At 57.2% G+C, this 14,526-nt stretch carries 15 protein-coding genes and 1 other annotated feature (1 of these 16 only partly in view); of the genes, 11 read left to right on the top strand and 4 right to left on the bottom strand.

Annotated features, from left to right (window positions below):
• Positions 1-11 precede the first annotated feature (11 nt).
• A complete protein-coding gene (gene nadR, locus ACQUTI_RS16635) occupies positions 12-1,244 on the top strand; it encodes a multifunctional transcriptional regulator/nicotinamide-nucleotide adenylyltransferase/ribosylnicotinamide kinase NadR (protein WP_004886547.1) in 1,233 nt (410 codons plus the stop codon).
• Positions 1,245-1,501: 257 nt separating this feature from the next.
• On the opposite strand, the gene ettA is transcribed toward nadR, so the two are convergent.
• Positions 1,502-3,169 carry an energy-dependent translational throttle protein EttA gene (gene ettA / locus ACQUTI_RS16630; protein WP_004204211.1) on the bottom strand — a complete coding sequence of 556 codons (1,668 nt, stop codon included), beginning with the start codon at positions 3,167-3,169 and terminating at the stop codon, positions 1,502-1,504.
• Positions 3,170-3,397: 228 nt separating this feature from the next.
• Between ettA and sltY the strand changes: the two genes are divergently transcribed.
• Both sltY and trpR read left to right on the top strand, forming a co-directional pair.
• Positions 3,398-5,335, top strand: a complete 1,938-nt coding sequence (gene sltY / locus ACQUTI_RS16625; RefSeq protein WP_428923322.1) for a murein transglycosylase — start codon at positions 3,398-3,400, stop codon at positions 5,333-5,335.
• A gap of 88 nt (positions 5,336-5,423) precedes the next feature.
• Positions 5,424-5,753 carry a trp operon repressor gene (gene trpR, locus ACQUTI_RS16620; protein WP_004204213.1) on the top strand — a complete coding sequence of 110 codons (330 nt, stop codon included), beginning with the start codon at positions 5,424-5,426 and terminating at the stop codon, positions 5,751-5,753.
• Here trpR and yjjX read toward each other — a convergent pair.
• Complete coding sequence (gene yjjX, locus ACQUTI_RS16615) at positions 5,740-6,255, bottom strand: inosine/xanthosine triphosphatase (RefSeq protein ID WP_004204215.1); 516 nt, start codon at positions 6,253-6,255, stop codon at positions 5,740-5,742. The genes trpR and yjjX overlap by 14 nt on opposite strands.
• A gap of 113 nt (positions 6,256-6,368) precedes the next feature.
• Between yjjX and gpmB the strand changes: the two genes are divergently transcribed.
• A complete protein-coding gene (gene gpmB, locus ACQUTI_RS16610) occupies positions 6,369-7,016 on the top strand; it encodes a 2,3-diphosphoglycerate-dependent phosphoglycerate mutase GpmB (RefSeq protein ID WP_004204216.1) in 648 nt (215 codons plus the stop codon).
• Here the strand turns inward: gpmB and robA are convergent.
• Entirely contained in the window at positions 7,013-7,882 is an 870-nt protein-coding gene (gene robA / locus ACQUTI_RS16605) for an MDR efflux pump AcrAB transcriptional activator RobA (RefSeq protein WP_122542475.1), read from the bottom strand. The genes gpmB and robA overlap by 4 nt on opposite strands.
• Positions 7,883-8,091: 209 nt before the next feature.
• On the opposite strand from robA, the gene creA reads away from it, so the two are divergent.
• From creA to creD, 4 genes are read left to right on the top strand one after another with little or no spacing between them, the layout of a single operon-like run.
• Positions 8,092-8,565, top strand: a complete 474-nt coding sequence (gene creA, locus ACQUTI_RS16600) for a protein CreA (protein ID WP_122542473.1) — start codon at positions 8,092-8,094, stop codon at positions 8,563-8,565.
• 12 nt (positions 8,566-8,577) lie between these two features.
• Positions 8,578-9,267: a two-component system response regulator CreB gene (gene creB / locus ACQUTI_RS16595; RefSeq protein WP_231792687.1), complete on the top strand. Its 690-nt coding sequence runs from the start codon at positions 8,578-8,580 to the stop codon at positions 9,265-9,267.
• Positions 9,267-10,691, top strand: a complete 1,425-nt coding sequence (gene creC, locus ACQUTI_RS16590) for a two-component system sensor histidine kinase CreC (protein ID WP_062914358.1) — start codon at positions 9,267-9,269, stop codon at positions 10,689-10,691. Before creB ends, creC begins: the two co-directional genes overlap by 1 nt.
• Positions 10,692-10,750: 59 nt before the next feature.
• On the top strand, positions 10,751-12,103 hold the full coding sequence (gene creD / locus ACQUTI_RS16585; RefSeq protein ID WP_009309173.1) for a cell envelope integrity protein CreD: 1,353 nt from the start codon (positions 10,751-10,753) through the stop codon (positions 12,101-12,103).
• Between the two features lie 63 nt (positions 12,104-12,166).
• Here creD and arcA read toward each other — a convergent pair whose 3' ends face one another.
• The gene (gene arcA, locus ACQUTI_RS16580; RefSeq protein WP_002887843.1) at positions 12,167-12,883 is read right to left on the bottom strand and encodes a two-component system response regulator ArcA; all 717 of its coding nucleotides are present in this window, start codon (positions 12,881-12,883) and stop codon (positions 12,167-12,169) included.
• Positions 12,884-12,978: 95 nt separating this feature from the next.
• On the opposite strand from arcA, the gene yjjY reads away from it, so the two are divergent.
• From yjjY to thrL, 3 genes are all read left to right on the top strand, one after another.
• Positions 12,979-13,119: a protein YjjY gene (yjjY, locus tag ACQUTI_RS16575; RefSeq protein WP_004146984.1), complete on the top strand. Its 141-nt coding sequence runs from the start codon at positions 12,979-12,981 to the stop codon at positions 13,117-13,119.
• Positions 13,120-13,516: 397 nt separating this feature from the next.
• Positions 13,517-14,203, top strand: a complete 687-nt coding sequence (locus ACQUTI_RS16570; RefSeq protein WP_049004267.1) for a tRNA/rRNA methyltransferase — start codon at positions 13,517-13,519, stop codon at positions 14,201-14,203.
• A 211-nt stretch (positions 14,204-14,414) separates the two neighbouring features.
• Positions 14,415-14,483 carry a thr operon leader peptide gene (gene thrL / locus ACQUTI_RS16565; protein ID WP_004222578.1) on the top strand — a complete coding sequence of 23 codons (69 nt, stop codon included), beginning with the start codon at positions 14,415-14,417 and terminating at the stop codon, positions 14,481-14,483.
• Positions 14,422-14,526, top strand: a sequence feature (Thr leader region) (it continues 13 nt past the right edge of the window). (Overlaps the previous gene by 62 nt.)

The following is a 14,526-nucleotide window of genomic DNA, read 5'->3' as shown; positions in this document are numbered from 1 at the left end:
GGAGATTAGCGATGTCGTCATTTGACTATTTAAAAAGCGCCATAAAGCAGAAAGGCTGTACCCTGCAGCAGGTGGCGGAAGCCAGCGGGATGACCAAGGGGTATCTCAGCCAGCTGTTGAACGCCAAAATCAAAAGCCCGAGCGCGCAGAAGCTTGAAGCGCTGCATCGCTTCCTCGGGCTGGAGTTTCCCCGCCGACAGAAAAGCGTCGGCGTGGTGTTTGGTAAATTTTACCCGCTGCATACCGGGCACATCTATTTGATTCAACGCGCCTGTAGCCAGGTCGATGAGCTGCATATCATCATGGGTTATGACGATACCCGCGACCGCGAGCTGTTTGAAGAGAGCGCCATGTCGCAGCAGCCAACGGTGCCTGACCGCCTGCGCTGGCTGCTGCAGACCTTTAAATATCAGAAGAATATTCGCATCCATGCGTTCAATGAAGAGGGGATGGAGCCCTATCCGCACGGCTGGGATGTGTGGAGTCATGGGATCCGCGCTTTTATGAGCGAAAAAGGGATCGAGCCGAACCGGATCTATACCTCGGAAGAGGCCGATGCGCCGCAGTACCTTGAGCATCTGGGGATCGAGACGGTGCTTATCGATCCTAAGCGGACCTTTATGAATATTAGCGGCGGCCAGATCCGCGAGAACCCGTTCCGCTACTGGGAATATATTCCGACGGAAGTGAAACCGTTCTTTGTGCGGACGGTGGCGATCCTCGGCGGCGAGTCGAGCGGTAAATCAACGCTGGTCAATAAGCTCGCCAATATCTTCAATACTACCAGCGCCTGGGAATATGGCCGGGATTATGTCTTTTCGCATCTCGGCGGCGATGAGATGGCGCTCCAGTATTCTGATTACGATAAAATTGCCCTCGGGCATGCCCAGTATATTGATTTCGCAGTGAAATATGCCAACAAGGTGGCATTTATCGATACCGACTTCGTCAGTACTCAGGCGTTCTGTCTGAAGTACGAGGGGCGTGAGCACCCGTTCGTGCAGGCGCTGATTGATGAATACCGCTTTGACCTGGTGATCCTGCTGGAGAACAACACCCCGTGGGTGGCTGATGGGTTACGCAGTCTTGGGAGTTCGGTGGATCGTAAAGAGTTTCAGTCGCTGCTGGTGTCGCTGCTGAAAGAGAACGAGATCGAGTTCGTCCATGTGAAGGAGTCGGACTACGATACGCGCTTCCTGCGCTGCGTCGAGCTGGTGAAGCAGCTGATGGGGGAGCAGGGGTAGATCCTCTGCGGGCTGTTGCCCTCACCCCGGCCCTCTCCCGGTGGGAGAGGGAGCAAACCCTAAAAAAGGCAACTTGCGTTGCCTTTTTACTTTTACCTTGCCCTCACCCCGGCCCTCTCCCGGTGGGAGAGGGAGCAAACCCTAAAAAAGGCAACTTGCGTTGCCTTTTTACTTTTACCTTGCCCTCACCCCGGCCCTCTCCCACAGGGAGAGGGAGCAAACATTAAAAAAGGCAACTTGCGTTGCCTTTATGCATTTTATTTTGAGATACGTTTGTACTTGATTCGCTTCGGCTCCAGCGCGTCGGCGCCGAGAGTGCGTTTCTTGTACTCTTCGTACTCGGTAAAGTTACCTTCGAAGAACTCCACCTTACCTTCATCCTGGTAATCCAGAATGTGGGTGGCAATACGGTCAAGGAACCAGCGGTCGTGCGAGATAACCATCGCGCAGCCCGGGAACTCCAGCAGGGCGTTTTCCAGCGCGCGCAGGGTTTCGATATCCAGGTCGTTGGTCGGTTCATCGAGCAGCAGGACGTTACCGCCGACCTGCAGCAGCTTCGCCAGGTGCAGACGACCGCGTTCACCGCCGGACAGCTCGCCAACGCGTTTGCCCTGGTCGACGCCTTTGAAGTTAAAGCGGCCCACGTAGGCGCGGCTCGGCATTTCGGTGTTGCCGATCTTCATGATATCCAGGCCGCCGGACACTTCTTCCCACACGGTTTTGCTGTTGTCCATCGCGTCGCGGAACTGATCGACGGAAGCCAGCTTAACGGTTTCACCCAGGGTGATGGTGCCGGAATCTGGCTGTTCCTGGCCAGACATCATGCGGAAGAGGGTGGATTTACCCGCGCCGTTCGGACCGATGATGCCGACGATAGCGCCTTTCGGTACCGAGAAGCTCAGATCGTCGATCAGCACGCGGTCGCCGTAGGATTTGCGCAGATGGCTGACTTCCAGAACTTTATCGCCCAGACGCGGGCCTGGCGGAATGAACAGTTCGTTGGTCTCGTTACGTTTCTGGTATTCAACGTTGTTAAGCTCTTCAAAGCGCGCCAGACGGGCTTTGCCCTTAGACTGACGGCCTTTTGCGCCCTGGCGTACCCACTCAAGCTCTTTCTCGATGGATTTGCGACGTGCGGCTTCCTGAGAAGCTTCCTGCGCCAGACGCTGATCTTTCTGCTCCAGCCAGGAGGAGTAGTTGCCTTCCCACGGAATACCTTCGCCGCGGTCAAGTTCCAGGATCCAGCCGGCGACGTTATCGAGGAAGTAACGGTCGTGGGTAATCGCCACCACGGTGCCTTCGAAGTCGTGCAGGAAGCGTTCCAGCCAGGCGACGGACTCGGCGTCGAGGTGGTTAGTCGGTTCGTCGAGCAGCAGCATATCCGGTTTTTCCAGCAGCAGGCGGCACAGCGCGACGCGGCGGCGTTCACCACCGGAAAGATTAGCGATTTTCGCATCCCAGTCCGGCAGGCGCAGGGCGTCGGCCGCGCGCTCCAGTTGCACGTTCAGGTTGTGGCCGTCGTGCGCCTGGATAATCTCTTCGAACTTGCCTTGCTGTGCGGCAAGCTTATCGAAGTCCGCATCCGGCTCGGCGTATTTGGCATAGACTTCGTCCAGACCCTTCAGCGCGTTAACCACTTCGGCGACCGCTTCTTCAACGGACTCGCGCACGGTGTGCTCCGGGTTGAGCTGCGGCTCCTGCGGCAGGTAGCCGATTTTAATGCCGGGCTGCGGACGCGCTTCACCTTCGATCTCGGTGTCGATACCGGCCATGATGCGCAGCAGGGTAGATTTACCGGCGCCGTTCAGACCGAGCACACCGATTTTCGCGCCAGGGAAAAAGCTGAGGGAGATATTTTTCAAAATATGACGTTTCGGCGGAACCACTTTGCCGACACGATGCATGGTATAAACGAATTGAGCCACGGTGGACTTCGCCTCTTTCTATTTTGATAGATAGTTCAAAGCCGAAGTGTAGCCTTTTTCGCGCGCTAATCCCAGCGAGGCGACAGGATTCACAGAAGCGTAAAAAAATGTTCAGGACATGGCGCGTTTAGCGTTGTCTGATTAGCATAAGTAAAGCCGCCTGCCGAACCGGCAGGGGCTTTTAAGCGGCACGATGCTGCGAAAATGCACCTGAAAGAGGAAGAGCTTGTGGAAAAAGCCAAAAAAATGGCGTTGCATCTTTTGGCTGCCAGCGTTGGTCTGTTGGCGTTGAGTCAGCTGGCGCATGCGGATTCACTGGATGAACAGCGCAGCCGCTACGCACAAATTAAGCAGGCGTGGGATAACCGGCAGATGGATGTGGTTGACCAGCTGATGCCCACGTTAAGCACCTATCCCCTGTATCCCTATTTGCAGTACCGGCAGATTACCGACGATCTGATGAACCAGCCGGCGCTGGTGGTGAAAAACTTTATTGACGCCAACCCGACGCTGCCCCCGGCGCGTTCATTACGTTCGCGTTTCGTGAATGAACTGGCCCGGCGCAGCGACTGGCGCGGCTTGCTGGCGTTTAGCCCCGATAAGCCGACCAGCACCGAGGCGCAGTGCAACTACTACTACGCCAAACTGAGCGTGGGTCAGTCGCAGGAGGCCTGGAGCGGAGCGAAAGCGCTCTGGCTGACGGGCAAGAACCAGCCCGGCGCCTGTGAACCGCTGTTCAGCGCCTGGCGCGACTCCGGCCAACAGGATCCGCTGGCCTATCTCGAACGGATCCGCCTGGCGATGAAGGCCGGCAATATTGGGTTGGTGAAATCGCTGGCCCAGCAGATGCCTGCCAACTACCAGAGCATCGCCAGCGCCGTGGTCGCCCTGGCTAACGATCCTAACAGCGTTCTGACCTTTGCCCGCACCACCGGGGCGACGGACTTTACCCGCCAGATGGCCGCCGTCGCTTTCGCCAGCGTCGCCCGTCAGGATGTGGAAAATGCCCGTTTGATGATCCCTTCGCTGGTGCAGGCCCAGCAGCTCAATGAGGATCAGACCCAGGAACTACGCGATATTGTCGCCTGGCGCCTGATGGGGAACGATGTGACCGAAGAGCAGGCCATCTGGCGCGACGATGCGATTATGCGCTCGCAGTCCACGCTGCTGGTGGAGCGGCGGGTACGGATGGCGCTGGGGACGGGCGATCGCTATGGTCTGAATACCTGGCTGGCGCGCCTGCCGATGGAGGCGAAAGAGAAAGACGAATGGCGCTACTGGCAGGCGGATCTGTTGCTGGAGCGCGGCAGGGACGAGGAAGCGCAGGCGATCCTCCGGTCGTTGATGCAGCAGCGGGGTTTCTACCCGATGGTCGCTGCGCAGCGTCTCGGCGAGGAGTATACCTTCCGCATTGATAAAGCGATTGGCACGCTCGATCCGGCGCTGGCCTCCGGTCCGGAGATGGCCCGGGTGCGCGAGCTGATGTACTGGAATATGGATAACACCGCGCGCACTGAATGGGCGAACCTGGTCACCAGCCGTAGTAAATCCCAGCAGGCGCAGCTCGCGCGTTACGCTTTTGATCAACACTGGTGGGATCTGAGCGTGCAGGCGACGATCGCCGGAAAACTGTGGGATCAGCTGGAGGAGCGCTTCCCGCTGGCCTATAACGATCTGTTTGCCCGCTATATCAGCGGTAAAGATATTCCGCAGAGCTACGCGATGGCGATTGCCCGCCAGGAGAGCGCCTGGAACCCGAAAGTGCGCTCGCCGGTCGGCGCCAGCGGGCTGATGCAGATTATGCCGGGCACCGCGACGCATACCGTCAGCATGTTCAGCATTCCCGGCTACAGCGGCCCGTCGCAGCTGTTGGATCCGGAAACCAACATCAACATCGGCACCAGCTATCTGCAGTACGTTTACCAGCAGTTCGGTAATAACCGCATCTACGCCTCGGCGGCCTATAACGCCGGGCCGGGTCGGGTACGCACCTGGCAGGGGAACAGCGCCGGACGGATCGACGCCGTGGCGTTTGTCGAGAGTATTCCGTTCTCGGAAACACGCGGCTACGTGAAGAATGTCCTCTCCTATGACGCCTACTATCGCTACTTTATGGGTCAGCAGGATAAGCTCTTCAGCGATGCGGAGTGGCGGCAGCGTTACTGATCGCCGGGAAGTATGTTATGCTTTGTACTCGTTGAAGAGTACATTCGACGGGCAGCGTAAGCTGCCCGTCTCAATATGGTGGCGCGATATGACCCAACAATCTCCCTATTCCGCGGCCGTTGCCGAACAACGTCATCAGGAGTGGCTGCGCTTTGTGGCGCTGCTACAGCAGGCCTATGCGCAGGATCTGCATCTACCGTTGCTGCAGCTCATGCTGACCCCTGATGAGCGTGAAGCGCTGGGGACTCGGGTGCGCATTATCGAAGAGCTGCTGCGCGGTGAGATGAGCCAGCGCGAGCTGAAAAATGAGCTCGGTGCCGGCATTGCGACCATTACCCGCGGGTCCAACAGCCTGAAGTCGGCGCCGGTTGAGCTGCGCCAGTGGCTGGAGCAGACGCTGTTGGCTAGCGATAAATAGCGTTGTGGAACGGGCTTAACGCCAGCACGACCGCCTGATGGTAAACGCTGCTGCGGGTTAATTTGCCGCCGGTGAAAACCCCAATCGCTCCCTCTTTACGACCGATCTGATCGATGCCGGTATACTGCGACATGACCGGCCCGAGGGCTTCGCCAGCGCGAACCTGCTCAAGAATAACGTCAGGCAACGGCAGCGTGGCTGAGCGCGCTTCTCCGCGCTGGCTGGCGCTTTCGATGACCACCCAGCTAAAGGTACTGTCATCGTCAATTCCGGCTTCGATGGCGACCCAGAAATCGGCATGGGGCTGGGCGAGGCGCGCATTGGCGACGCGATTTCGTGCGCCAGCGCGCGTTTCCTCGCTGCCGAAGGGCTGTTCCGGCACGCCGCTCTCGACGGAGACGGACTCAATGTGGCAGGATCCTTCGCCGAAAATCTCGTCAAAAGCCTGCAGAATTGCCTGAATTTTGGCGGGATTAGTGGTCGCTGAGACAACATGGTGCATAATCAAAACAACTCAGAATAAACTAACGTCATCGCAGTATACTCTAAATCACCCCCAGGGCAGTCGGTAATGCCCGCAAGCGGTCGATAACGAGTTCAGAACGGAAAAAAAGCATGTTACAGGTATACCTTGTTCGCCACGGTGAAACGCAGTGGAACGCCGAGCGACGTATTCAGGGTCAGTCCGACAGCCCGCTGACCGCACACGGTGAGCGCCAGGCCTGGCAGGTTGGCGAGCGCGCCAGAACGCTGGGGATCACCCATATCATTACCAGCGATCTGGGGCGAACCCGTCGCACAGCAGAGATTATCGCCGAAGCCTGCGGCTGCAGCGTGATCGCTGATGCGCGCCTGCGCGAGCTGGATATGGGAGTGCTGGAGAAGCGCCATATTGACTCGCTCAGCGAAGAAGAAGAGGGCTGGCGCCGCCAGTTGGTCAACGGCACGCCGGATGGTCGCATTCCGCAGGGCGAATCGATGCAGGAGCTTAGCGAACGTATGCATGCGGCGCTGGCCGCCTGTCTGGAATTACCGGCCGGTAGTCGACCGCTGCTGGTGAGTCATGGTATCGCGCTGGGCTGCCTGGTGAGTACGATTTTAGGGCTGCCGGCATACGCAGAGCGTCGTCTGCGCCTGCGCAACTGCTCGATCTCGCGCGTCGATTATCAGCAAAGCCCGTGGCTGGCTTCCGGCTGGGTGGTGGAAACGGCGGGCGACGTCTCGCATCTTGACGCCCCCGCGATGGACGAGCTGCAGCGTTAACGGCGGATCGGGATCAGATACTCGCAGCGCAACTGAATCGGCGTGGTCTGATCCCGGCTTTCATCTTCAGGATAGAAGCGTTCAATATCCAGCCCCTTGCGGCGCGTCAGGTTCAGCATCGGCATGCAGGTGCCGTAGACCGTCAGGATGAATTCCTGCAGGCCGGTACCCAGCCCTTCATACGTAAACATGACATACTCGCCGCCCTCCAGCGTCACCGGATGGGCGTTCTGCAGGTGGCCGTTAGCCATCTCCGGCGTCAGCGCGGTGGTATAGAACACTTCCTGCTCATCGTCTTTCTCCAGGCTCGGACGCGGTTCATGCAGCCCGTAGAGCACCGGGGGGATCGACGGCGAGTTGCCGAGGAAATCTCGCCAGAACTGGACCCGCATCTGGTTGCGGAAGTCGGAGATTTCCTCCAGCTTACAGGTATAGCTCTGAGTCACACCGAGCAGTTGAGTCGTGGGTAGGGCGACAAATTCATGTTTCGGCAGGGTAAACTCGCCAAGACGTAGCGGCGGACGCATACCGAACGAGCTCCAGTCCGGCGAGCGGCGGTAGAGAGCCGGCGTCAGCGAGAATTGCTTCTTGAACGCCCGGGTGAAGGTCTGCTGGGAGTCGAAACGGTACTGCAGCGCAATATCAAGGATTGGACGGGCGGTAAGGCGTAATGCGACAGCTGATTTCGACAACCGGCGCGCGCGAATATAGGCACCAATAGCGTGGCCGGTGACATCCTTAAACATTCGCTGCAGATGCCACTTGGAATAACCTGCCTTCGCCGCCACATTGTCCAGAGAAAGCGGCTGATCCAGGTGACCTTCCAGCCAGCTAAGGAGATCGCGAATAATCCCTGCTTGATCCATAAAATGTCCCCATCCTTAAACACAGGTGCCTGATATTAAAGTAGCGGATAATAGCATTTTTTGATGTTTTAGCATTCAGTGTTTTTTTTGCTTTTAAATGCGGTAGGTCAGTGGATCTGAACGATAATTTTGTAAAGCTGTGATCTATAAACCTTTTCTGCTAAGTCCGTGATAATCACTTGGCTATATTTTTTAATAATGGTAACAATATGAAATACAAGAAGTTTGCGATGGGCCTGCTGTTGATGGCCGGCTGTCAGATTGCTCAGGCGGAGCAGATTGGTTCCGTGGATACGGTCTTCAAATGGTTAGGACCAGATCACAAAATTGTCGTCGAAGCCTTTGACGATCCGGATGTACAGAACGTGACCTGCTACATCAGCCGGGCGAAAACCGGCGGGATCAAAGGCGGCCTGGGGCTGGCGGAGGATACCTCCGACGCGGCCATCTCCTGCCAGCAGGTCGGGCCGATTGAGCTGACGGACAAAATCAAAAATGGCAAAAGCCAGGGCGACGTGGTGTTCCAGAAGCGCACCTCGTTAGTATTTAAAAAGCTACAGGTCGTTCGCTTCTATGATGCGAAGCGCAATGCGCTGGTCTACCTGACCTATTCGGATAAAGTAGTTGATGGTTCGCCGAAGAACGCCATCAGCGCCGTGCCGATTATGCCCTGGAATAAATAAACGGGAGCGCGCATGCAGCAGCCATGGATTTGGTTAGTTGAGGATGAACAGAGTATCGCCGATACCCTGGTTTATATGCTCCAGCAGGAGGGCTTCCAGGTCACCGTCTTCGACCGCGGGTTGCCCGCGCTGGAGGCTGCGGCGTATCAGGCACCCGATGTCGCCATCCTCGACGTTGGCTTGCCGGATATCAGCGGCTTCGAGCTCTGTCGGCGCCTGCTGACGCGCTTTCCGGCGCTGCCGGTGCTGTTTCTCACGGCGCGGAGCGATGAGGTCGATAAGCTGCTGGGGCTGGAAATCGGCGCTGACGATTACATCGCCAAGCCGTTTTCGCCGCGCGAAGTTTGCGCGCGGGTGCGCAGCGTGCTGCGACGGCTGCAAAAATTTGCCGCGCCTTCGTCGGTAGTTCGCGTCGGCGAGTTTGTGCTTGACGAGCAGGCGGCGTCGATAAGCTGGTTCGGCCAGCCCCTGAACCTGACGCGCTATGAATTTCTGCTGTTGAAAACTTTGCTTCACGCGCCCGGTCGCGTTTTCTCCCGTCAGCAGCTGATGGAGCGGGTATGGAGCGATGCCTGGGAAAGCCTCGACCGCACCGTCGACACCCACATCAAAACCCTGCGCGCTAAACTGCGGGCCGTGAATCCTGATTTGTCGCCAATCAATACCCATCGCGGGATGGGCTACAGCCTGGGGCGCAGCTGATGCGCATCGGCATGCGCCTGCTGCTGGGCTATTTTCTTATCGTCGCGATCGCCGCGTGGTTTGTACTGTCGATCTTTGTCCAGGAAGTGAAGCCGGGCGTGCGCCGGGCGACGGAGGGGACCCTCAACGATACCGCCACCCTGCTGGCGGCGCTGGCGCGTGAGGACCTGCTGGCGGCAAACCCGCAGCAGGGCAGGCTGGCGCAGGCCTTTCAACAGCTCCACCAGCAGCGGCTAAACGCCAACATTGGCGGAATTAAAAAGGTGCGTAATGAGTACCGCGTCTATCTGACCGATGCCCGGGGCAAGGTCGTGTTTGACTCCAGTGGAGAGGCGACAGGGCAGGACTATTCACGCTGGAACGACGTCTTGCTCACCCTGCGCGGGCAGTACGGCGCGCGCAGTTCGCGCAGCGATCCACATGATGAAGCCAGCTCGGTGATGTATATCGCCGCGCCGGTGATGGATCAGGGGCGGATTATCGGCGTGCTGAGCGTCGGTAAACCCAACCTGGCGATGACGCCGGTCATTAAGCGCAGCGAGCGGCGGATCCTCTGGGCCGGCGGTGCCCTGCTGGGCATTGCGCTGTTGATCGGCTGCGGCGTCGTCTGGTGGATCAATTTCTCTATCGGTAAGCTGGTGCGCTATGCGGACTCCGTGACCGCTGACCGCCCGCTGCCGTTGCCGGAGGTCGGCAGCAGCGAACTGCGTAAGCTGGCCCAGGCGCTGGAGAGCATGCGGGTGAAGCTCGAAGGCAAAAACGCCATCGAAAACTATGTCTATGACCTGACGCACGAGCTGAAAAGTCCGCTGGCGGCTATTCGCGGTGCGGCGGAGATTCTGCGCGAAGGGCCGCCGCCTGCGGTGGCGGCGCGGTTTACTGAGAATATCCTTGCGCAGAACACCCGCATGCAGCTGCTGGTGGAGCGGTTACTCCAGCAGGCGCGACTGGAAAGCCGGCTGGAGATAAAGCTACAGCCGGTGTCGATAGATGCGCTATACCAACGCCTGGCGGAGGAGCGCGACATCGCCCTGGCGGCGAAAGCCATTACTCTGCGCTGGCAGGCGAGTGGGATGCTGGTCAATGGCGATGGCGAACTGCTGGCCCAGGCGCTGGGTAATCTGCTCGACAACGCGATTGATTTTACCCCCCAGGGCGGCGAGATCGCCCTGGGGGTAGAGAAACGAAATGCAGAGGTGCAACTGAGCGTAACGGATAACGGATGCGGTATTCCGGACTATGCCCTGACGCGGATCTTTGAGCGGTTCTACTCGCTACCGCGTGAAGACGGCCACAAGAGCAGCGGCCTTGGGCTGGCCTTCGTTCGTGAAGTGGCGCGCCTGCATCATGGCGATATCCGTCTGCGCAATCGGCCCGAAGGCGGCGTGGTCGCTACGCTGAGACTTCACCGTCCCTTCACATAGCTTCAAATTCTCCCCACACAGCCGCCCTATGGTGAGGCCATCACGATAGGGAGAAAGCTATGTTGAAATCACCGTTATTCTGGAAAATCACCACGCTAATAGGCTGTATTGTGCTGTTATCTCTACCTTTAATGATGGTCAGGGAGCTCATCAATGAGCGGGCTGATTATCGCAGCGAGGTAGTGGACGCCATTGAGCAGAGCACCAGCGGTTCGCAAAAACTCGCCGGGCCGCTGATCGCTATTCCGGTAACCGAGACGCTGACCCGCAGGGAAAACCAAAAAGAGGTCGCCTATCAGCGTAGCTGGGTGTACTACTGGCTGCCGGAGTCGCTGGCGGTCACCGGCAAACAGACCGTGGAGTCGAGAAGGGTGGGCATCTACAGCGGGCAGGTATGGCATAACGCCCTGCAGATTAAGGCCACCTTCGATCCGCTGCGTCTGGCGTCGCTGCGAAAAACGCATATCACCCTGGGCCTGCCGCGGCTGGTGGTGAGCGTCGGCGATGCCCGCGGCATTGGCGCCATCCACGCCCCGAAGGTTAACGGCAGCGTATTAAGCGTGGAACCAGGGCTGGGGATCAGCGGCGATGGGGCGGGCATCCATATGCGGATGCCTGCGCTGGCGGAGGACAACAAGCCGCTTGAGATTGCTTTTTCGCTCGATCTGAACGGGACGGGCGCATTTTCACTGGCGCCGCTCGGGCGCAACAGCGAGCTGCAGCTGACCAGTAACTGGCCGCATCCCGGCTTTCTCGGCAGCTTCCTGCCAACGAAACGCGAAGTGAATGCTGCCGGCTATCGCGCCCACTGGCAAAGCAGCTGGTTCGCCAATGATATGGGCAGCTATTTCAAGGATGATATGGAGATCCCGTGGTCGCGCTTACCGGCGTTCAGTGCCGATGTCATGTCGCTTGCCGACCAGTACCAGCTAACCGATCGGGCGACAAAATATGCCATCCTGTTAATCGGGCTGACGTTTATGGCCTTTTTCGCTTTCGAGAGCCTGACCCATCGACCCCTGCATCCGATGCAATATTTGCTGGTGGGCTTATCGCTGGTGCTGTTTTACCTGGTGCTGCTGGCGCTTTCGGAGCACATTGGCTTTACCGCCGCCTGGCTGGCCGCCAGTCTGTGCGGCGCGGTGATGAATGGGATCTACCTCCAGGCGGTGCTCAGGGGATGGCGCAACAGCCTGCTGTTTGTCGCCGCGCTGCTGCTGCTGGATGGGGTGATGTGGTTTCTGCTGCACTCCGAGGACAGCGCGCTGCTGTTGGGGACCGGTGTGCTGGCGCTGGCGCTGAGCATTCTGATGTTTTTGACCCGGCGAGTGGACTGGTATGCGTTATCGTTACCGAAAGGCAGTGCGCCGCCGTCTGCCGATGACGACAAACTGCGCCTGTGGAAAGAGTGACGGCATAAAAAAACGGCGCCCTCGGGGCGCCGTTTTCACATCATAGCTGCGGAATAACTCGCATTATTCCTGCAGATCGCCACAGAAACGGTAACCTTCACCGTGGATGGTAGCGATGATTTCCGGAGTATCCGGAGTGGATTCGAAGTGTTTACGAATCCGACGAATGGTCACGTCAACGGTACGGTCATGCGGCTTCAGCTCGCGACCGGTCATTTTCTTCAGCAGCTCGGCACGAGACTGAATTTTGCCCGGGTTTTCGCAGAAGTGCAGCATCGCGCGGAATTCACTGCGCGGCAGCTTGTACTGTTCGCCGTTCGGGCTAACCAGGGAACGGCTGTTGATATCGAGTTCCCAGCCGTTGAACTTGTAGCTTTCCACGCTGCGACGCTCTTCGCTCACGGTACCGAGGTTCATGGTACGGGAGAGCAGGTTGCGCGCGCGGATAGTCAGTTCACGCGGGTTAAACGGTTTAGTGATATAGTCGTCAGCGCCGATTTCGAGGCCAAGGATCTTATCCACTTCGTTGTCGCGGCCGGTTAAGAACATCAGCGCGACGTCGGCCTGCTCGCGCAGCTCGCGCGCCAGCAGAAGACCATTTTTACCCGGCAGGTTGATATCCATGATCACCAGGTTGATATCATTTTCAGACAGGATCTGATGCATTTCCGCGCCATCGGTCGCTTCGAATACATCGTAACCTTCTGCTTCGAAAATACTTTTTAACGTGTTGCGTGTTACCAACTCGTCTTCAACGATAAGAATGTGCGGGGTCTGCATGTTTGCTACCTAAATTGCCAACTAAATCGAAACAGGAAGTACCAAAGTCCCTGACCTGCCTGGTGCATGTCGCAAATTAACATGCGCGGCGTAACATGACTAAAGTACGTAATTGCGTTCTTGATGCACTTTCCATCAACGTCAACAACATCATTAGCTTGGTCGTGGGTACTTTCCCTCTGGACCCGACGGTGTCAAAAACGGCTGACATCCTAACCATTTTAACAGCAACATAACAGGCTAAGAGAGGCCGAACACCCAATAAAACTACGCTTCGTTGACATATATCAAGTTCAATTGTAGCACGTTAACAGTCTTGTGAAATCATTGCATCGCCATGCTCTTTATAGTCACAATCTTTACCCGGCTCAACTAGTTGCGTGGATAAATTAATAAATACAGTGAATCCAATGTCTGGAACGATGCGTCAGATGAAATTTCATTGCCCATCATATGGATAAATGGGTTCTGTTAACATACTCCTTGTCATGGCCTCCTGAGAACAGTTTAGATTTTTTTATGGGTAAGAAAACGCAATTTTAGTGATTTTTGTTGCAAATTTGTAAATTTTCACCGCGTAAAATGGGGGGCTCCGCGCCTCAGACAACGCCTGAGAGAGAGAATGAAACCGCAATGCGTTTAACGATTATTTTGGTCGGTCCTGCCCGGGCCGAGAACGTCGGTGCCGCCGCCAGGGCGATGAAAACCATGGGATTTCACGATCTGCGGATCGTGGACAGTGAAGCCCATCTGGCGCCGGCGGCACGCTGGGTGGCGCACGGCTCAGGCGACATCCTCGATGGCATCACCACCTATTCCACCCTTGCTGAGGCGCTGCACGACGTCGATTTTACCGTCGCCACCACTGCCCGCAGTCGCGCGCGGTTTCACTATTACGCCACGCCGCAGCAGTTGTTGCCGCTGCTGGAGGAGAAGGCGAACTGGATGACCCATACCGCGCTGGTATTTGGCCGTGAAGACGCCGGATTGACCAATGAGGAGCTGGCCCTGGCCGATGTGCTGACCGGCGTGCCGATGGTCGCGGATTATCCGTCGCTGAACCTCGGTCAGTCGGTGATGGTTTACTGCTATCAATTAGCATCGCTTATGCAACAATCGGCTCCCGCCGCTGCCGCGGCAGACCATCATCAGCTGCAGGCGTTGCGCCTCCGCACCATGGCCTTGCTTTCGCGTCTGGGCGTGGAGGACGATGCCAAACTGGCCGACTGGCTGTCGCAACGATTGGGGCTGCTGCAGCAGCGAGACACGGCAATGTTGCATCGTTTGCTGCATGATATTGAAAAAAACCTACCAGAATAAAGTTCTGTCATATTTTTTATTTATGGTTGCATGTACTGTTTTTGCGGGAGGTGTTCCGCCAATCTGGGTGTTTTTTCTTGTCGGGGTGGCGCAATACGTAAGCCGGCTGAAATGGGGTTAATTTAGAAATTCATTGACTTAAGACGGCAGATACTTTAACCAATATAGGCAGGACACACAGACAGATAAAAATACAGAGTACACAACATCCATGAATCGCATCGGCATGATTACCACCATTATCACCACCACCATTACCACAGGTAACGGTGCGGGCTGACGCGTACAGGAAACACAGAAAAAAGCCCGCACCTGAACAGTGC

Origin of the sequence: Klebsiella sp. 7-CIP_Kleb. (assembly GCF_050378655.1) — a bacterium.
Taxonomy (GTDB): Bacteria; Pseudomonadota; Gammaproteobacteria; order Enterobacterales; family Enterobacteriaceae; genus Klebsiella; species Klebsiella quasipneumoniae.
The sequence above is the reverse complement of the archived record's forward strand: the minus strand, read 5'-3'. Positions and strand labels throughout refer to the sequence as shown.